At 67.9% G+C, this 17,723-nt stretch carries 15 protein-coding genes; 4 read left to right on the top strand and 11 right to left on the bottom strand.

Annotated features, from left to right (window positions below; genetic code table 11):
- Positions 1 to 84: 84 nt before the first annotated feature.
- Positions 85 to 3,141, bottom strand: coding sequence for an NPCBM/NEW2 domain-containing protein (locus tag KIK09_RS30460; RefSeq protein WP_214322828.1), 3,057 nt, complete (start codon positions 3,139 to 3,141; stop codon positions 85 to 87).
- Positions 3,142 to 3,959: 818 nt separating this feature from the next.
- On the opposite strand from KIK09_RS30460, the gene KIK09_RS30455 reads away from it, so the two are divergent.
- Positions 3,960 to 4,955 carry a CAP domain-containing protein gene (locus KIK09_RS30455; RefSeq protein ID WP_214322827.1) on the top strand — a complete coding sequence of 332 codons (996 nt, stop codon included), beginning with the start codon at positions 3,960 to 3,962 and terminating at the stop codon, positions 4,953 to 4,955.
- A gap of 35 nt (positions 4,956 to 4,990) precedes the next feature.
- Here the strand turns inward: KIK09_RS30455 and KIK09_RS30450 are convergent, their stop codons facing one another.
- The 4 genes from KIK09_RS30450 to KIK09_RS30435 form a co-directional block, all read right to left on the bottom strand.
- Complete coding sequence (locus tag KIK09_RS30450; RefSeq protein WP_214322826.1) at positions 4,991 to 6,574, bottom strand: sigma-70 family RNA polymerase sigma factor; 1,584 nt, start codon at positions 6,572 to 6,574, stop codon at positions 4,991 to 4,993.
- A 469-nt stretch (positions 6,575 to 7,043) separates the two neighbouring features.
- Positions 7,044 to 8,411: a protein kinase domain-containing protein gene (locus KIK09_RS30445; protein WP_214322825.1), complete on the bottom strand. Its 1,368-nt coding sequence runs from the start codon at positions 8,409 to 8,411 to the stop codon at positions 7,044 to 7,046.
- Positions 8,412 to 8,959: 548 nt separating this feature from the next.
- Complete coding sequence (locus KIK09_RS30440) at positions 8,960 to 9,151, bottom strand: hypothetical protein (RefSeq protein ID WP_250573976.1); 192 nt, start codon at positions 9,149 to 9,151, stop codon at positions 8,960 to 8,962.
- A 186-nt stretch (positions 9,152 to 9,337) separates the two neighbouring features.
- The gene (locus tag KIK09_RS30435; protein WP_308164389.1) at positions 9,338 to 9,646 is read right to left on the bottom strand and encodes a PPOX class F420-dependent oxidoreductase; all 309 of its coding nucleotides are present in this window, start codon (positions 9,644 to 9,646) and stop codon (positions 9,338 to 9,340) included.
- A 91-nt stretch (positions 9,647 to 9,737) separates the two neighbouring features.
- Between KIK09_RS30435 and KIK09_RS30430 the strand changes: the two genes are divergently transcribed.
- Entirely contained in the window at positions 9,738 to 10,214 is a 477-nt protein-coding gene (locus KIK09_RS30430) for a MarR family winged helix-turn-helix transcriptional regulator (protein WP_250573975.1), read from the top strand.
- Positions 10,215 to 10,253: 39 nt separating this feature from the next.
- Here KIK09_RS30430 and KIK09_RS30425 read toward each other — a convergent pair whose 3' ends face one another.
- Positions 10,254 to 10,859, bottom strand: coding sequence for an Lrp/AsnC family transcriptional regulator (locus KIK09_RS30425; RefSeq protein WP_372455697.1), 606 nt, complete (start codon positions 10,857 to 10,859; stop codon positions 10,254 to 10,256).
- Here KIK09_RS30425 and KIK09_RS30420 point away from each other — a divergent pair.
- Together KIK09_RS30420 and KIK09_RS30415 are read left to right on the top strand one after the other, a co-directional pair.
- Positions 10,842 to 11,903 carry a Glu/Leu/Phe/Val dehydrogenase family protein gene (locus KIK09_RS30420; RefSeq protein ID WP_214322824.1) on the top strand — a complete coding sequence of 354 codons (1,062 nt, stop codon included), beginning with the start codon at positions 10,842 to 10,844 and terminating at the stop codon, positions 11,901 to 11,903. The two genes, KIK09_RS30425 and KIK09_RS30420, sit on opposite strands and share 18 nt — an antisense overlap.
- Positions 11,900 to 12,337, top strand: a complete 438-nt coding sequence (locus KIK09_RS30415) for a DUF2000 domain-containing protein (protein WP_308164369.1) — start codon at positions 11,900 to 11,902, stop codon at positions 12,335 to 12,337. The genes KIK09_RS30420 and KIK09_RS30415 overlap by 4 nt, the downstream gene beginning before the upstream one ends.
- Positions 12,338 to 12,404: 67 nt before the next feature.
- On the opposite strand, the gene KIK09_RS30410 is transcribed toward KIK09_RS30415, so the two are convergent.
- Genes KIK09_RS30410 through KIK09_RS30390 form a run of 5 tightly spaced genes read right to left on the bottom strand, consistent with a single transcriptional unit; the run spans position 12,405 to position 17,660 of the window.
- Positions 12,405 to 13,352 (bottom strand): N-acetylglucosamine kinase, encoded by a 948-nt coding sequence (locus KIK09_RS30410; RefSeq protein ID WP_308164368.1) that lies wholly within the window; start codon positions 13,350 to 13,352, stop codon positions 12,405 to 12,407.
- Positions 13,343 to 14,590 (bottom strand): 6-phospho-beta-glucosidase, encoded by a 1,248-nt coding sequence (locus tag KIK09_RS30405; RefSeq protein WP_214322823.1) that lies wholly within the window; start codon positions 14,588 to 14,590, stop codon positions 13,343 to 13,345. The genes KIK09_RS30410 and KIK09_RS30405 overlap by 10 nt, the downstream gene beginning before the upstream one ends.
- Positions 14,587 to 15,408, bottom strand: a complete 822-nt coding sequence (locus KIK09_RS30400) for a carbohydrate ABC transporter permease (RefSeq protein WP_214322822.1) — start codon at positions 15,406 to 15,408, stop codon at positions 14,587 to 14,589. The genes KIK09_RS30405 and KIK09_RS30400 overlap by 4 nt, the downstream gene beginning before the upstream one ends.
- Complete coding sequence (locus tag KIK09_RS30395; protein ID WP_214322821.1) at positions 15,405 to 16,340, bottom strand: carbohydrate ABC transporter permease; 936 nt, start codon at positions 16,338 to 16,340, stop codon at positions 15,405 to 15,407. The genes KIK09_RS30400 and KIK09_RS30395 overlap by 4 nt, the downstream gene beginning before the upstream one ends.
- Positions 16,341 to 17,660, bottom strand: a complete 1,320-nt coding sequence (locus tag KIK09_RS30390; RefSeq protein ID WP_250573974.1) for an ABC transporter substrate-binding protein — start codon at positions 17,658 to 17,660, stop codon at positions 16,341 to 16,343.
- Positions 17,661 to 17,723: the final 63 nt, after the last annotated feature.

Below are 17,723 nucleotides of genomic sequence, written 5' to 3'. Positions count from 1 at the left end.
CTGCCTGTCGTACAGACAAGATCTGTGGCTGCAGTACGAGCCGGCGGGCGCCTGGAGGGCTCCCGCCGGCTCGGCTATGGGTGTTTACCGCAACAGTTTGGCCGCTGCCCAGTCTGCATGGTCGCTGTTGATGCCGTCGCCCGCGTCCGTCACCTTCAGCACCAACGAGTTCACGCCCGCGACGCTGACGTCGATGGACTGCGTCGCGCTCGAAGGCGTCATGACCGAGGGACTCTCATACAACTTGACGCCATCACCCCAGACCTGGAACTTGATCGTCGCATTCGCGCCGACCTCGTCATCCACGCCGACATCCGACTGGAACCTCGCATACCCACCGTTCAAGGCGTAAGTGATCGTGCCATTGGCGTGCGTGCCGATGCCCTTGGCGTAGGCGGTGCCGTTCAGCCTGATGGGGTTCCCGTCGACGCTCTTGTCCTTGCGGACGGTGCCGAAGTCGCTCCTGGCGTCGGTCCAGGTGAGATCGCTGAGGGACGTCGGCGTTTGAGGGTTCCCGATGAGCTTGGCCGCGGCCCAGTCGGCGTGGTCGCTGTTGATGCCGTCGCCCGCGTCCGTCACCTTCAGCACCAACGAGTTCACGCCCGCGACGCTGACGTCGATGGACTGCGTCGCGCTCGAAGGCGTCATGACCGAGGGACTCTCATACAACTTGACGCCATCACCCCAGACCTGGAACTTGATCGTCGCATTCGCGCCGACCTCGTCATCCACGCCGACATCCGACTGGAACCTCGCATACCCACCGTTCAAGGCGTAAGTGATCGTGCCATTGGCGTGCGTGCCGATGCCCTTGGCGTAGGCGGTGCCGTTCAGCCTGATGGGGTTCCCGTCGACGCTCTTGTCCTTGCGGACGGTGCCGAAGTCGCTCCTGGCGTCGCTCCAGGTGAGATCGCTCAGATCGACCGTCTGTCCGTTCCCGCCCGTGGTGGTCGTGACGGAGACGGTGTTGCTGGCCTCGGAGACATTCTTGGCGGCGTCGACCGCCTTGACCGTGAAGGTGTACGGCGTCGCGGCCGACAGCCCCGTCGCGGTGAAGCTCGTGCCCGTCGAGGAGCCGGCGAGCGTGGTGCCGCGGTAGACGTTGTAGCCGGTCACGCCGACATTGTCGGTCGACGCCGTCCACTTCAGGTCCACGCTGTTCGACGTCACGTTGCTGGATGTGAGGTCGGTCGGCGCGGTGGGGGCCGTGGTGTCGCCGCCCGCGGTGCCGGCGGTCGCGGTCACGGATGCACCGGCGGGCACCGGCGCGGTCACGTAGGACACCGGCTGGCCGTACAGCGACTTGGTCTGCGGTGTGTAGGCGGTGCCGTTCACGGTGATCGTGGCGGGGGTGCCGTAGAACTGGGCTTCCCAGGTGATGGTGCCGCCGGAGTTGTTGGTCAGCGTGGAAGTCGTCGTACCGGTGTGCTTGAGCTTGAGGTCGTTGTCGCCGACCTTGAGGTGGTCGATCTCCACCCACGGGGTCTCGGACGTCAGCCGTGAGACGGTGGCCACCTTGGCGTGCGGGGCGTCCGGCTGGACGCCCATCATGCCGTCGATGACGTTGCTGACCGTCGTGAACGAGATCTCCGGATAGGTGTTCCTACCGGTCATGAGCTTCTTGAGCCAGGCCCAGCCTTCCGAGGACCGGTTGTACTGGTAGTACGTCTCCGGCAGATAGGAGGTCGCCTCGACGTTCAGGTTGTCATCGTTGGCGGCGACGAAGTCCAGGTAATTGCCGGTCCTGGTGCCGTAGTCGCCCAGCCCGGTGAGCATCGTCAGGTAGCTGGCCTCGTGCCCCCAGCTGCTGTAGCCCGTGCCGGCGGCGTCCTTGCCGCGGAAGTACCGGTTGTTCGACGCGTCCCACCAGTTCGTCTCGAAGTAGTCGCGCACCCGCTGAGCGCGATTGGCCCACTTCGTGCTGTTGGCGTTGTCGCCCTTCGCCTTCAAGATCGCCGCATACGCCAGCATCGACTGGTATTGGTACCCGAGCGCGTCGCCGGCGGAGACGAGATTCTCATTCGGGAACTCGAAGTATGTCGCCGTGTATTCCCCGGTCTGCTTTTTCGCCACTGGCTGCTCGCTGGACGGGTTCGCGTCGTTCCACGTCACCTCGTGGCTGGTCAGGAACGACCCCATGGTCGAGTCGTAATACGCCGAAAGGGTCGGATCGTTGATCCAGTCCGCGTTGCCCGTCCACAGGTACTGCTTGTACGCCTTGGCCATCACGTTGAACGGCGACGGCAATTCCCGGAAGCCCGTGCCGTCGATGTAATACATGATGCCGTAGGAGCTGTGCGCCCACAAAGGCCAACCATTCTGGCCCTGATCGTCGGCATCGCCGGCGAACGTCTTCAGCATGTTGAATGTCTCGGCATCCAGGCCGAGCGCGTGCGCGCCATCCGACTGATGGGCGATGTCCCGGTTGTAGAAGGCTTCCCGATTGACGTAGGAACCCCAGTAACCGGGCGCCATCGTGGTGTGCGTGGAATCCTTGAGGCGCCACCACTCGGATTCGTGCCCCATCATCGGGTTCCCCGGGTAGAACGTCATACCCAAGGCTCGATTCTTGCCCCAGTTGAAGCCGTCGTTCAGCGTCGCGTTCGGTGAATCGATGATCAGCGTGCTGGTCGGCGGCCCCACATATTTCTGGATCGTGATCCTGTCGACGCGCGGCACCTCGCCGGCGGACGCAGCCGTCAGCTTGACGGTGTCACCGGCGTTAAGCGTGACCTTGCTCGACGTATGGTTGTCGATGTTCACCGGATTGGTGTAGTCGTCGCCGTACCGCTGGGATGTTGCCCACGAATCCACGGTGGCGGAATTCACGGAAATCGTGTACGTTACTCCGCTTGCGGTCTTGCCGTTGTAGCGCGTGATGATGTCGTAGGTTCCAGCGCTGCCGGTGAAGGTCTGGGTAGCGGTGCTGGTCTGCCCTGAAACGCCCTGGATGTAGGTGACGGTCTCGATTGCCGCGCCGTTATAGGTGTGGTTGACGGTGGCTGTCGTGAAGTTGGCCAGCGTCATGCTCTCGGCTTCGATAACGTACGGCCCCGCCGCCTCGGCAGGTAAGCCGGGAAGGCCAAGTGCAGTAAGGGCCGATACTAATAAGGCAAACAGTGCACAGGTAAATCGGCGCATGCGCGATCGATTCCTTTCGATATATTCGGGGTTTCGAGAACGGGCGTCCTCTGGTGTGCCGGGCGGCGCCGGCAGCCGTTGGCGGTCCGGACGACCTGCGTTTGCATGCGGCCGGTCACGTTGCTGAGGAAGTCGGCTGGTGCGACCACCCGCCCCCGAGGCCGTCGCCATCGGCGAAGCTGCGCGGGTAGATCTGGTAGATGACGGCATCTCGCCACCAGGCACGGGCGGAGTGGCTGGTCAAGGCTGCTGACCTCCGGTCGGGGCACGCGGGCGGGGCCCGCAGGTCGGGAGGGCACGGGGTGCGCGAGAGGTCCGCGCGGGGCGCGACGGGCGATGCGAGAACCAAAAAATGAACGTTCAAAATCACGCTATGACGTTGAGGAAACAACTCGCCCTGATCGCTGTCAACCCCTGAGATGCCCCGGGTCGTGGTACGGCGCCGCTCGGGCTACCGCTGGAGGCCCGCACCACCAGGCTCGGGGTGAGCAAGCGGGCGGTCGGCTTCCTCGGTGAGGGTGTGCAGCAGCCGGTCCAGGGTGGCGGCGACGGCCCCCGGCGCGTGCGGCCGGATCCGGAAGCCGAGGTTGACGTGCTCCCATGCCGGGCGGCAGCCTCTCCCTAACGATTTGAACGTTCAACACACCATGCGTCCTGCCGGCCCATGGGGTAGCCCCCACCGACGCGACGGGCGACGGGTGTGCCGGGGCCGGACGGACTTTTAGGAATTTCTTCGCAAGATTTGTTATCGCCCTTGCTTCGTGAGGTCTCCCATGCGCCGGATCGACCGGCCATCTGCGAGACAGAGCGGAGCATTCATGCAGCACGACGACGAGAGCACCTCCGTCAGGACGCGCGGGCGGCGCAAGCGGCGCAACCGCCGAGGTGGGCTCTTGGCTGTCGGCGCCACGGCGGTCGTCGCCGCTGTCGCCGGTATCTACATATTCGGCGGGGCGGGCGACAGTATCGAGCTTGTCGACACCGCGGGAGCCGTACCCACGAAGGCGGTGGCCGGTGGCGCAGTCAGGCACCCCACGCCCGCGGCGGCCCCTAGCTTGGCGCGCCCCACGACGAAGAGGGGCAAGCGGCGCCCCACCGAGCACAAGCCGAACCCCATCAAGACCGGCGTCAAGAGCTCCACAGCCACCCCCACGAGAGTCGCTGAGACGTCCCGGCCGGAAACCACTGCCCCGATCGACACCAGCCGCTTGGTCATGCCCGAGCCCGAGGTCACCGCCACCCCCAGAAACCCTCAGCCCGACCCCACCACCGGGTGGCCCCAACCCCACCCGACCACCACGACTGGCAGGCCTCGGCCCGAGCCCACGACCACTGGCAAGCCCCAACCCGGACCCACCACGACCAAGCCCGGACCCACCACGACCAAGCCCAGACCCACCACGACGGGTCAGCCTCAGTCGGGGGACGCCTCCCAGTACGTCCAGCAGATCCTCACCCTGACGAATGCCGAACGCGCCAAGGTTGGCTGCGGGCCGCTGCGCATGGAGAGCCAGCTGCAGGCCGCCGCTCAGGCGCACGCCGACGACATGGCCGCCCGCGACTACTACTCCCACACCAGCCTCGACGGGCGGAGCCCGGGCGACCGGATCACGGCGACGGGATACGGCTGGCGGGGCTGGGGCGAGAACATCTACCGCAGCCCCAAGAGCCCCGAGGAGGCCATGCGCGGCTGGATGGACAGCTCCGGGCACCGCGCCAACATCCTGAACTGCTCATACAAGGACATCGGCGTGGGCGTGAACCTCAGCGCCAACGGTCCCTGGTGGGTGCAGGACTTCGGTATCCCGAGCTGACCGGCGTCGGGGCACGGTGTGGTCATGGTGCGGGATCAGGCCGGTTTTGCCAGGTCCTGGACCCACACCGTGCCCTCGGGCCCGAGGACGGCTGCCACACCGGTGTCCCGGTACTGGCAGTTCAGCATGTTGTCCTGGTGCATCGAACCGTCCATCCAGTCCTTGAACGCCGCCGCCGGGTCGGTGGTCCCCCTGTCCAGGTTCTCCGCCCACATGGACCAGCCATAGCCCGTGGCCGAGATCCGGTCGGCAGGGCTGTGTCCGTCCTGGCCGGTGTGGTCGAAGTAGCCATGGGCCACCATGTCCTTGGCATGCCGGAGAGCGGCGAGGCTGAGGCGGGGATCCATCCGGAGCGGGGCGCACCCGTCCTGGGCCCGCCGAGTGTTGATCAGCGCGATGAGCCGCCGTTCAGGGCTCGCGGCAGGCCGGGCGGTCTGGCGCAGGGTACGGCGCGCCATCACCAGTCCCGATATCCGCACCGCCGGGGAAGACGACGGCGCCGCGACCGGGCGATGCTCGCCGGGATGCGAGGCGGGAGGCTGGGTGGTGGGCCAGAGCAGCGTCGCGAGCAGGACCGCCCCCGCCGTGCCACCCACCGCCGCGGTCACGCGCGCTTTCCCGGCATGCCGGATCCTGCCGACGATATGCCCTCCCCCGGGTCCCCCCGCTGATCCGGCCACCCCGTGCTGCCCGGCCCCGCCCATCTGCACAACCATCCCGTGCTGCCCGGTCCCACCCGCCTGCACAACCACCCCGTGCTGCCCGGTCCCACCCGCCGCAGGAGCCATCCCTGATTGGCCCGTGGCGGCGATCACCGCGGAGTGGCCGGTCGGGGCCGTGAGGTAGGTGTACAGCGGCACCACCAACGCCAGGCCGGCGAGCAGTCCCTCGACGGGCACCAGATCCGACTGGCGCCCGGAACAGGCGGCGCACTCCCGGACGTGCCGGGCGATCCGCTTGCGCCACACGGGCGCCGGACGCCCCTCCCAGGTCGCGGTGATCAGCGCCAGCTCCTCGCAGTACGGCTCGGCGGCGAGCGCCCGTACCACCACCCGCCCGACGTCCAGCTGGGCCTTCATCCGCTGGATACGCACGGCGGCGTGTTGCGGGGTGACGCCGAGCGCCTCGGCCAGCTCGGTACGGGTGAGCTGTCCCGCGGCCTCCTGCCACCACAGCGACAGCAGCTGCCGATCGGCCGGGTCGAGCCAGCGGGTCGCTTCGGCCACTTCGCGGCGCTGCCCGGATAACCCCAGGCGCAAGATCGTGAGGTCGACGAAGTCGCCCGCAGGATCGGGTGCCTCCACCGCCCGGTCCAGGGACGCCATGGCCTGCTGAGCGGCCCAGCGTTGCCTGATCTGGTTCATCGCGATGGCGACCAGCCAGGAGCGGAAGCTGGAGGGCTCGCGTAGCCCGCCGAGCCCGTCCAGGGCGCGGAACATCGTCTCCTGTACCACGTCGTCGACGTCCGCGTGGCCGTCCAGCGCCCGGCCGACGATGTTGTACACGAGCGGAAGGTAGCCGGCGACCAGCCGTTCCCTGGCCCGGCCGTCACCCGCTTGGGCCGCGCTCACCAGCTCCGGAATGTACTTGTCGTCCCTGCGCATGCGTTCCTCACCCACTGTCCGTGCGATCCCTATCAATGGGAGATGCGCTCGCATGGAAGGCATAACAGGAACCGGCCGACAAATGCCAACGCTCGACGTCGCTCAGGGGTGGGCGAGCCAGGACTGCTCCCAACCCTGCATGAACTGCCGGTGGGCGAAGCTCGCGGTGAGGTGGACGGTGGTCCCCAGCACGTGGACGCCTCGGCTGATGTGCTCGATGACGGCCGGCGCTGCCCAGTGATGGTGACGGTCTCGATGAAGTCGCAGGCCAGCAGCGCATCGGCTGGGAACCCAGGAAGTCAGCCCAGGTGGACGCCCGTTCGGGTACGGTGCGATCGTGATGCCAAGCGCGGTGAGCTCACCGTGCACCCCCCGAAACCCCCAGGACGGGTTACCGACACCCACCCCTGGACGGCGAAGGGCCGCCGTGACGGCGATGCGGTTGACCGTGGCCATGCCGTACGGGCGACGCGCTCGCGGCGGGTCAGGGGACGTAAGGGCGAAGGCTCATGTTGACGCCGAGTTCGAGCTGCGAGATCTGACGCCGGAGCTCCTGGAGGTGTGTCTCGTCCATGCCGTAGCGGTGCTCGTCCTCCAGGAGGGAACACAGCAGTTCCAGTGCGTGCACCGAGTCTCCCAGCTGCGCGTGGCATTTCGCCTCCATGTACCTGCAGCGCAGCACGCGCGGGTCCGCCGGCGTCATCCAGCGCGTCAGGTCGGGGACGAGTCTGGCGAAATCGTCGGCGGCCGACAGGTAGTCGCCTGACAGGAAGCGCGCGTCCGCCAGTTCGACTCGTACGTGCAGAGAGTCCGCTCCGGAAACGCGCTCCATGATCCGGGCCAGCAGCTGCGTCGCCTGCACGTACCGGCCCTCTGACTTGAGTCGTCGCGCCCTCTCGCGAACGCCGTCGACTTCCTCCGGGAACGCCGTTCGGCGCATGCCGCTGTGCCGAGTCATTGATGCGTGGACGGAGGACCCGGAGCTCTGCCGTGCCGTTCCCACGTTGCCGACGACGGCCGCGTACATGCGTAACGGGTGGTCGGCGCCCGGCTCCACGTACCCGGCGAGAGGAGGGAGCCGCCGGCAGTGGGCGGCCAGCCGTTGATAGACGTCGAAAGCAGAACCGGGGCGTTCGGCGGGATCCTTGGCCAGCAGCTGCAGAACCAGGTGCTCGAGTTCGGGTGGCGCGTCCGACCGCACCGCGCGCACGGGCCTCGGAATCAACTGCATCTGGTTCCGCATGGTGGCCAGTGCCGTGGTGGCACCGAACTGATTGTGGCCGGCGAGCATCTCATCGAGCAGGACGCCCACCGCGTAGAGGTCGCCCTGCGGGCTGGTGACCCCTTTCTCGGCCTGCTCGGGAGCCATGTACTGGGGAGTGCCCATGGCGGTGCCGACGTGGGTCAAGGTGGGTTCGTACGCGGTGTGTGCCGCGGCTATCCCGAAGTCGAGCACCTTGACGGTGCCGTCGGGGCAGAGCATGAGGTTGGCCGGTTTGAGATCTCGGTGCACGAGCGAGTGGGCATGTGCCACGGCCAGCACCGAGCAGACCTGGGCAGCGATCGCCGCCGCCCAGGCGATCGGCAGCGACCTTACTTCCGCGAGTATCGCCGACAACGGCGAACCGTCGATGAGCTGCATGACCAGGTAGTGGTCGCCGTCCACGGTTCCGCAGTCGTACACGACGGGCACGCCCGGGTGTTCCAGACGCGCGGTGATGCGCGATTCGCGGACGAAGCGCTGCACGAGTTCGCGCCTGCGCTGCTCGTCGTCGGCGCAGACCCGCTGAATGAACTTGACCGCCACCGGCCGGTCCAGCTTGGTGTCGTAGCCGAACATCACCTCGCCCATCGCTCCCGCTCGGCATGAGTGGGGGTCCAGCTCGTATCGCTCACCGATTGTTCTTCTGTTCAAGCGGGATTCGCCTCCCGTGGAGAACGCGATAAGAGGGGTCATAAGGTATTGCCCTCGTGCCACCCGAAGGTGACCCGTCTTGCGTTGCCCATGGCCTGACCGCGATATTCAGAAAGCGGAATGCCATGCGGGGTGCAGGTGGAATCCAGAACACATTCCTGAGCCGCGACTCAGGAATGTTAGCAGCATCCAGGCGAATTGCCAGACGAATGTGGCAACACCGGCCGCGAAATCCGCATGGCGTTCATCGCGTGGCCGCCGGGCTTTGATGACGCTGCGTAAATAGGCGCTCGAGGACCTGGGCGGCGGAACGGATGTAGGCGGAGTACAAGCGCACGTACATGAGCGCCGACCCGTACTGGCGGTGGCGAGCCTAGGGCCTCGAACCGCCGGACACAACACAGCCCCCGCTCCTCATGCCTGCCCGCCGTCACCGGTAGCGCACGGATCGCCGTACCGCGGCGTGTCTTCCTGTCGTATGAGCACTACCGGGGAGCCTCATCCGGTGGCACGGCCACACGCTCGAGCTTGGTCCAGCCGGTCCAACCTCGCTGCTTCAGCAGCTCGATCAACCGGCGCGCGGGCGGCACGGTGTCGAACGCCATCGTGTCGCCGTCATGGTCGCCGTACGGCTTGCGCAGTCCGGCGACCTCGATCGCACTGGTTTTCGTGGTCATGTCACCATGCTGAGAGACTGACCCAGCGTCAGGGTCAAGCGGCGCGGCGACAAGACGTCCGCACTGCGCCTGCCGACGCAGTGCAGGCGGCATGTCGGTATCCGTGGAGGGCTCCGCCGAGCCGATCACGTCGGGGATGACATCATCGGCAGGCGCAGGGCGGAGCGGTGGCAGAGCCTGGTCAGGTCACTGGCTGGTGGTCTTGACCGGCCGGACGACGAGGACCACCCGGCGCTCCCTGTCACCGACGGGCGGCTCGTACGGCAGGCCGTACCGCCTGGCCAGCACGTCGAAGAAGGAGCCCTCCGTGTCGGGCTCGATCGCCTCGACCACGCCACGGATCTCCAGATAGCGGTACGGCTTGTCCGGGTCGTTGACCGAGATCGATACGCGGGGCTCGGCGGTCACGTTGCGGCACTTCTGCCGGTCCGTGGTCGTGGTGAACCGCAGCACCTCACCATCCCAGATCTGCCAGACGGGCTGCACGTGCGGAATGCCCTTGGGCCCGATCGTCGCCAGATGGACGAACAGCGGCCTGGTCAGCAGGTCCTATGGCTCTCAGGAATCATGCCGTGAAGTTATCAACATGTTGATGATTATCGCAAATGCGATGACCGAAGGTATGCTGTTGGCCATGGGCCCTGAAGAACGGCTCGGCCTGGACATCAAGCGCGCCGAGCAGGAGTTGATGGCCGCCAAGCACACCGCGCTGAAGCCGACCGGCCTGACCGTGCCACAGTACGCAGCGCTGTACACCCTGGCCGGCAACCCTGGCATCAGCTCCGCGGCCCTGGCCCGAACCTGTCTGGTCAGCCCGCAGGCCATGAACGTTCTCCTCAAGAACCTCCAGGAACGCGGCCTGGTGGAACGCACCCCGCATCCCTGGCATGGGAACGTCCTGGAGACCACGCTCACCGAGGAAGGCAGGGCGGTCCTGGCCGCCGCCGACGCACGTGCGGTCCGGATCGAGCAGGCGATCGCCGACGAACTCACCCCGGACGAGCGTGACACCCTGCGTACTCTGTTGGACCGCTGCGTCAAGGCCGTCCGTCACGCAGGTTAGTCACCCGAACGGCGGCCGCGCTCTGCCGTTCACCACATTTCACGTCGTTTCGTTCACGTCAGGGAGTCTGGCCGGGGCAGTGTTGTGCACCTGCTTGAAGATCACCGAGGTGCGGAAGCCCGCGATCTCCCGGCGCTTGCTGAGCCGATCGAGCAGGAAGGCGTGCAAGTGGTCGAGATCCTGGACGGCGACGTGGAGAAGGAAGTCGTCGCCACCGCCGAGCACGAAAACGGCGAGCACTTCGGGCATGGCGCTCGCCGAGTCCATAAAGGCATTGATGACCGTGCGGCTGAGGGGGCGCACCTGTACCGACACCATGGCTTGGACGCCGCGGTTGAGCGCAGCCGGGTTGATCTCGGCGTGGTAGCCGCGGATGACGCCACGGCGGGTGAGCGCTCTGACGCGTTCCAAGCAGGTGGAGGGCGCGATGCCGAGTCTGCGGGCCAGTTCGCGGTTGGACTGCCGTGCATCTGTCTGGAGAAGCCGGATAATCTCCGAATCAAGTTCGTCCATGTACGGCAGTTTGCCAGCCATTCCGATCATTCGTTCGGCCAAGCCGCCATTGCGCATCCGTATGCCCAATGCTTGCAGAGCAATGCCGCTCGCATGACACGGAGGTTCGCCGGCATGTCCACTCTCGATCACGAACAAGTCCTGATCCGCACGGGACCGCGCTCGGGCCTGCCGGTCATCGTCGCCGTGCATTCGTCCAAGCTCGGCCAGGCGGTCGGCGGATGCCGGCTGTGGCGCTACGCCGACTGGCGCGACGGCCTCACCGACGCGTTGCGCCTGTCGGCCGCGATGACCGCCAAATGCGCCGTGGCCGGGCTTGCCAACGGCGGCGGCAAGACCGTCGTCGCCATACCCCCGGGCGCCGAGCTGGACGCGGCGATGCGCCGCGCGTTGCTGGACGACGTGGCCGACACCATCGCCTCACTGGACGGCGCGTATGCCACCGGTCCGGACGTCGGAACGACTCCAGAAGACATGGCGGTCATCGGTGAGCGCACCCCTCACGTCTTCTGCAAGCCGATACAGCACGGCGGCAGCGGCGACTCCTCGCCGGCCACCGCGAGCGGCACGCTGGCGGCTCTGCGCGCGGTAAGCCAACGCCTCCACGGCACGCGGGCGCTCACGGGCGTACGGCTGTCGCTGGTGGGGCTGGGCAGCGTCGGCCTGCGGCTGGCGCGCCTGCTCGCCGAGGAGGGAGCCGATCTTCTCGTCAGCGACATCGATCACGCCAAGCAGGCGGCAAGTGAGGAACTCGGCGCAACCTGGGCTTCGCCAGAGCAAGCCCTCACCTCCGACGTCGACATCCTCGTTCCTGCCGCGCTCGGCGGCATCCTCACCGAGGACGTCGTACCGCGGCTGCGCTGCGCCGCCATCGCAGGGCCTGCCAACAACCAACTGGCCACGCCGACCGTCGCCGACCTCCTGCACCGGCGCGGCATCGTCTGGGTACCCGACTACGTCGTCAGCGCGGGTGGAGTCATCCACGCGCTCACCATGGAGCTGCACCACCAGCCCCCCGACGATGCACGCGAACGCGTCGAGGCCATCGAGCACACCGTCGCCGGCCTCCTCGACACGGCGGAACACCAGCAGGTGACACCCGCCCAGGCCGCGACGGAACTGGCCCGGCTCCGCCTCAACGCCTCTCCCTCCAACTCGCGACCCGCGTCCTCGTGAGCAAGAACGGAAGATCCACCATGCCCTTGGCCACGAAGCTGGTCCTCGTCGTTCGCGACGGCCTCGAGCCTGCACTCGCGGTGAACGCGGCGGCAGTCGTCGGGCTCAGCCTGGGCGCACGCCTGAACCACCCGCTCGGCAGCGACGGCGTCGACGCCTCCGGCCGATCCCACGCGGGCTTGAACCCGCACCCGGTGCCGGTGCTCACCGCCGCTGCCGACGAGCTGCGGGAATTGCACGACCGTGCCCAAGCCCGACCTGACCTGATCACTGTTGGTTTCAACGAGGTGGCCCGCCGCGCCCGCGACTACGACGACTACCTCGCCATGTTGAAGGCCACTTCCGCTGAGCACGTCGACTTCGTGGCGGTCGCCGTGTTCGGGCCACGCAACCGTGTGACCGCCCTCACCAAGCGCCTTCCCCTGCACACCTGACCGGAGGCTGAAGCCCACACCAGCCGGGTCCGCCACTCCCTCGGCGTGGGCTTTCGATGAGCCGCGGTCATCCTGAAAGTTCGGAGCGGAGCCGATCCCTCGCCTCGGCGGCAGCGGCGAAGTGGTCGAGCGCGGACAGGGCCGCGCCGAGGAGGGGCGGGGCAGTGACGACGACCGGTTCGGCCGCGGGAGCCGCCCTGGCCAGGCCGTCCTCGATCCTGCCGAACAGGCGAGCCTGCCGGGACGCGAGGACCCCGCCGCCGAGCACCACCTCGCACGGCTCGCCCAGCAGATCGAGCCGCCGCAGTGCCACCACCGCCATCGCCAGGACCTCATCGGCCAGCCGGTCCACGATCCCCCGCGCGACCGGGTCCTCCGTCGCGAGTACGGCGGGGGCGAGCTCTCTCAGGCGGGTGGCGGGAAGCTCGCCGTAGTGGAGCGAGGTCACCACGGCGGCCACCGTCGGCAGGCCGAAGTGCTCGCTGATCACGCGCTCCAGCACGGTGCGCGGGCCTCGCCCGTCCTCTCCGCGTACGGCGTGCCAGAGCGCCGCCCTTCCCACGTCCTCCCCACCGCCCCAGTCGCCGGAGATCGCCCCCAAAGCGGGAAACCGGGTGGTCCGCCCGTCTGCCGCCACCCCCACGCAGTTGATGCCGGTCCCGCACACCACCGCCACGCCGTACGGCCGAGCCGTACCGGCCCGGAGCAGAGCGAAGGTGTCATTGGCCACGCGTACCGACGGCGCCCAGCCGCGTGCGGCGACCGCTTCCTGGAGCGCGGCTTCTTCCTCAGGCAGGTCGGCACCGGCCAGAAACGCGGCGACGTGCCCGAACGCGCCGGATCCGACCTGCCCGAGGAGATCGTCGAGGACCTTCATGGCCGCGGGGACGCCGACCACCTGCGGCCTGAAGCCCTCGCCCCGGGCCCTGGCCAGCACCGCGCCCGCGCTGCTCACCACCGCGAGGTCCGTCTTGCTGTTGCCGCCGTCCACCGCGACGGCGACGTTCACGTCCACGGCAGGTACCTCCGGTTGGCGGCGACGAGCCGATCGGCGAGGTCGTGGGCGACGGTGGCCTGGCCGATCAGGGGGTGGGCGAGGAGCGCGTCGGCGACGCGGGTGATGCCGCCGTGCAGCGCGGCCTCCAGCGCCAGTTCCTCGTAGGCGGACACGTGCGCGATGAGTCCGGCGTAGCGGGGCTCGACGGGCGACACGGGCAGGGGCTCCGGACCTAGCGCGCCGATGGTGGCGGGCACCTCGATCACGGCGTGGTCGGGCAGGAAGGGCAGGGTGCCGCGGTTACGCAGGTTCACGACCTGTGTGTCTCCTTTGTTCTCCACCAGCGAGGCGACAAGCTGCACCGCCGCTTCGGAGTAGTACGCGCCGCCGCGTTCCTCCAGCAGCGCGGGCTTGTCCACCACCGCCGGGTCGGCGTACATCGCCATCAGCTCGCGCTCGATCGTCGCGACCCGCTCGGCCCGCGACGCCTCGACGCGCTGCTCGGCCACCACCTCGTCGTGGGCGTAGAAGTAGCGCAGGTAGTAGGACGGCACCGCTCCCATCCGGCGAATCAGCTCGACGGGGATCTTCGCCCGATCGGCAAGCTCCTGGCCGTGCTCGGTGAGGATCCGCTCGGTGATGTCCGCCCCGTCCAGCCGTACGGCGCGCTCCCAGGTGAGGTGGTTGAGCCCGACATGGTCGAGTTCAAGCCGCTCGGGCGCCACGTCCAGCCAGGAGGCGAAGGTCCGTTGCAAGCCGATGGCCACGTTGCACAGCCCCACCGCCCGGTGTCCGGCGTCGAGCAGAGCCCGGGTCACGATCCCCACGGGGTTGGTGAAGTCGACGATCCACGCCTTGGGCGCGAGCCGTTCCACGCGCGAGGCGATGTCCAGCACGACGGGCACCGTGCGCAGCGCCTTGGCCAGCCCTCCGGCGCCCGTCGTCTCCTGTCCGACGCACCCGCACTCCAACGGCAGCGTCTCGTCGACGTGCCGGGCCGCCTGACCGCCGACCCGAAGTTGCAGCAGTACGGCTGTCGCCCCGTCGATCCCCGCATCCAGATCCTGATATGTCATGACCCGGGCTGAATGGCCGCGGCGGGCGAGGATGCGTTGCGCGAACCCGCCGATGACCTCCAGCCGTTCGGCGGCCGGATCGACCAGCGCCAGCTCCGAGACCGGGAACCCCAATCGTGCGAACCCGTCGACCAGCTCCGGCGTGTACGTGGAGCCGCCCCCGATGACAGTGAGTTTCATCCCTTAACCCCGGTGAGAGTCACGCCTTCGATGAAGGCCTTTTGCGCGAAGAAGAAGACCGCGATGAGCGGCGCCATGACAAGCAGCGTCGCCGCCATGGTGAGGTTCCACTGCACGGAGTGGACCGACTTGAAGGAGGCCAGGCCGAGCGACAGAGTCCAGTGCTCGGCCGCCTCGCCGGTGTAGACCAGCGGGCCGTAGTAGTCGTTCCAGGCATAAAAGAACTGGAACAGCGCCACCGCCGCGATGGCCGGGCGGATCATCGGCAGGATCACCCTGACCAGGACCCTGAACTCGCCGCAGCCGTCGATCCTGGCCGCCTGCGCGTACTCCTCGGGAATGGTCAGCAGGAACTGCCTGAGCAGGAAGATGGCGAAGGCGTCGCCGAAGAGCAGCGGCACGACCAGCGGCCAGAGGGTCCCGGTCAGGTGGAGCCGCGCCCAGATCAGGTAGACCGGCACGACCAGCACCTGCGGCGGCAGCAGCATCATGGCCACCACCAGCAGGAACGCCGCCCGCCTGAAACGGAAACGGTAGCGGGCGAGCGCGTAGGCCGCGGGCACGCTGGACACGACCGTGAACACGGTGGCCGGCACCGCGTAGAGCAGCGTGTTGCCCAGCCACGTCAGCACGGGCGCGCGGCTGAAGACCTCCACCAGGTTGGACCACTGGAAGTGGTCGGGCCACAGCGAGGACGTCAGGGCCTGGCGATCCGACATCAGCGCGGTCAGCGCGATGAACACGAGCGGCCCGATGAACGCGATAGCCAGCGCCACCGCGAGGGAGTGGTCGGCGAGCCAGACCAGGCGGCGCTTCATCTGGCCCTCCGCAGCATCAGGGCGGTGAAGCCGAGCGAGACGACGAACAGCAGTACGGCCAGCGCGCACGCGTAGCCCATGTTGAAACGCTGGAACCCCTGCGCGTACAGCCAGTAGGGGAAGGTCAGCGTGGACCCGTCGGGATAGCCGGGCACCTGCGCGGAACCCGTGATGTCGGCGCTGCCCGCGGCGACGGTGCCCGCCACGACGGCCTGCGTGAAGTACTGCAGCGCCTGGATCATCCCTGTCACCACCGCGAACAGCAGCACGGGCGCGATGCTCGGCAGCGTGACGTTGCGGAAGATCTGCGGCGCGGAGGCGCCGTCGATGGCCGCCGCCTCGTGCAGTTCCCTGGGCACGTCCAGCAGCGCGGCCAGCAGGATGACCATGACGTTCCCGCTCCCCCACAGCGCCAGCAGCACGAGTGCGGGCTTGGACCAGCCGGGGTCGCTGAACCACAGCGGCCCCTCGATCCCGAGCCAGGACAGGAACCGGTTGACGGGCCCGGTCGCCGGGTTGAACAGGAACACGAACGCGACGGTCGCGGCGACCGGCGGGGCCAGCGACGGCAGGTAGAACAGCGTACGGAAGAACCCGGCGCCACGCTTGATCCTGGTCAGCAGCAGCGCCGTGCCGAGCGCGAACAGCACCTGCGCCGGGACCATGACCACCAGGAACCAGCCGGTGTTGCGGATGGCCTGCCACACGTAGGGGTCTTCGGCGAACAGGTAGACGTAGTTCCTGAGCCCGACGAAGTGCGCCCGGTCCAGCATCGTGTAGTCGGTGAAGGAGAAGTAGAACGTGGCGGCCAGCGGATAGGCGAAGAACACCGCGACGCCCACCAGCCAGGGCGCGAGGAACGCCAGCACGGTGAGCCGCGTCCGGCAGCGCGTCCTGACGCGCCGCCGGGGCAACGAGAGCACGGCTGCCATCTACGAGCCCAGCTTCAGCGCGGTGTCGTTCTGCCGGTCGAGCTCCTTGAGCCCGGCCGCCAGGTCGGGCACCCTGCCCTGCTGCCACTTCTCGGCGAAGGCGCCGAAGTTGGTGAGGTAGGCGCCGCCGTCGGCGCTGGCCGGGAGCGAGCCGCTGCGCGGGTGGGCGAACACGTCGAGGAACGGCCTGAACAACGGGTCCTTGGCGAGTTGCAGATCAGGCGACTTCAGTGCGGCCAGGGTGGTCGGCACGTTGTGGATGGCGTCGGCGAAGGCGACGAGCGCGCCGGTGTCGGTGCTGGCGAACTTGACGAACGTCCAGGCCGCCGCGGTGTTCTTGGCGCCTCGGGGGATGCCGATGATGTTGCCGCCGATGGCGCCGGCGCCGTACAGCTCGGGTTTGTCGTCGGCGGCGGGCATGGGGGCCGTGCCGTACTCGACGGAGGAGCCGTCGTGCTTGATGAAGGACGTGCGCCACTCACCGTCGACCATCATGGCGAGCTTGCCGATCTCGAAGGCGTGTTGTGCGGAGAACTCGTCGCCGAGCCCGGCCTTGAACTTGGCGAGCTTGTCCGCGCCGAACCAGTCGACCAGGTTCTTCTGCCACGTCAGCATGGCGGTGAAGCCGGGGTCCGAGCCGAGGTTGGAGGTGCCGTCCGCGTTGAGCCAGGTGGCGCCGAAGCTGGGCGTGAAGTGCTCGGCGACGGACTGGTAGGTGCCGAGGTACGGCATGAAGCCCGCCACCTCGATGGATCCGTCGGCCTTCTTGACCGTGAGCTTCTTCGCCATCTCGGTCAGCTCGGTCATCGTCTTCGGCGGCGCCTGGTATCCGGCCGCGGCCAGCAGCTTCTTGTTGTAGTAGAGCGCGAAGGTGTCGGCGAGCAGCGGCATGACGCAGCGCTTGCCCCTGAACTCGGTGTAGGCGCGCACCGCGGCTGGGATCTGCTCCAGGTCCACCTTGTCCCGGGTGATCAGCGGCGTCAGGTCCTGGAAGGCCCCGGTCGCGCACCAGGCGCCGACGCTGTTGGCGTTGAAGGACAGCGCGACGTCCGGCGGGTTGCCGCCGCGGATGGACTGGGTGACCTTGTCGGCGTCCTGCGCGGAGACGGCCTTGACGGTGATCTCGGGGTGGGCCGCGTGGAACCTGTCGAGCACGGTCTGCACGGCCTTGAGCTCGTTCGGGTCCTTGAGCGGGTGCCAGAACGTGATCGTCCCCCCGGAAGCCCCGGAGGTGCTGGGCGCACCGGAATCCGCCGGGTCCGGCGCACAGGCCGTCACCGCGAGGGCGGCCAGGAGTACGGCGTAGCGGTACATCTTCATGCCATACCTACCACTTCTTTACCAGTTGACGCGGGCCAGTTTGAAGTGGTCTTTGCGGTAACG

The sequence above is a fragment of the Nonomuraea sediminis genome, assembly GCF_018531495.1.
Taxonomy (GTDB): Bacteria; Actinomycetota; Actinomycetes; order Streptosporangiales; family Streptosporangiaceae; genus Nonomuraea; species Nonomuraea sediminis.
Note: the sequence above shows the minus strand (reverse complement) of the source record. Positions and strands in the feature narration are given on the sequence as shown.

Coding starts and splice junctions, on each gene's coding strand:
- KIK09_RS30390 (WP_250573974.1), bottom strand. CDS start 17,660: ATGAAGATGTACCGCTACGCCGTACTCCTGGCCGCCCTCGCGGTGACG.
- KIK09_RS30400 (WP_214322822.1), bottom strand. CDS start 15,408: ATGAAGCGCCGCCTGGTCTGGCTCGCCGACCACTCCCTCGCGGTGGCG.
- KIK09_RS30455 (WP_214322827.1), top strand. CDS start 3,960: ATGCAGCACGACGACGAGAGCACCTCCGTCAGGACGCGCGGGCGGCGC.
- KIK09_RS30460 (WP_214322828.1), bottom strand. CDS start 3,141: ATGCGCCGATTTACCTGTGCACTGTTTGCCTTATTAGTATCGGCCCTT.
- KIK09_RS30405 (WP_214322823.1), bottom strand. CDS start 14,590: ATGAAACTCACTGTCATCGGGGGCGGCTCCACGTACACGCCGGAGCTG.
- KIK09_RS30420 (WP_214322824.1), top strand. CDS start 10,842: ATGTCCACTCTCGATCACGAACAAGTCCTGATCCGCACGGGACCGCGC.
- KIK09_RS30395 (WP_214322821.1), bottom strand. CDS start 16,340: ATGGCAGCCGTGCTCTCGTTGCCCCGGCGGCGCGTCAGGACGCGCTGC.
- KIK09_RS30440 (WP_250573976.1), bottom strand. CDS start 9,151: ATGACCACGAAAACCAGTGCGATCGAGGTCGCCGGACTGCGCAAGCCG.
- KIK09_RS30430 (WP_250573975.1), top strand. CDS start 9,738: ATGTTGATGATTATCGCAAATGCGATGACCGAAGGTATGCTGTTGGCC.
- KIK09_RS30445 (WP_214322825.1), bottom strand. CDS start 8,411: ATGGGCGAGGTGATGTTCGGCTACGACACCAAGCTGGACCGGCCGGTG.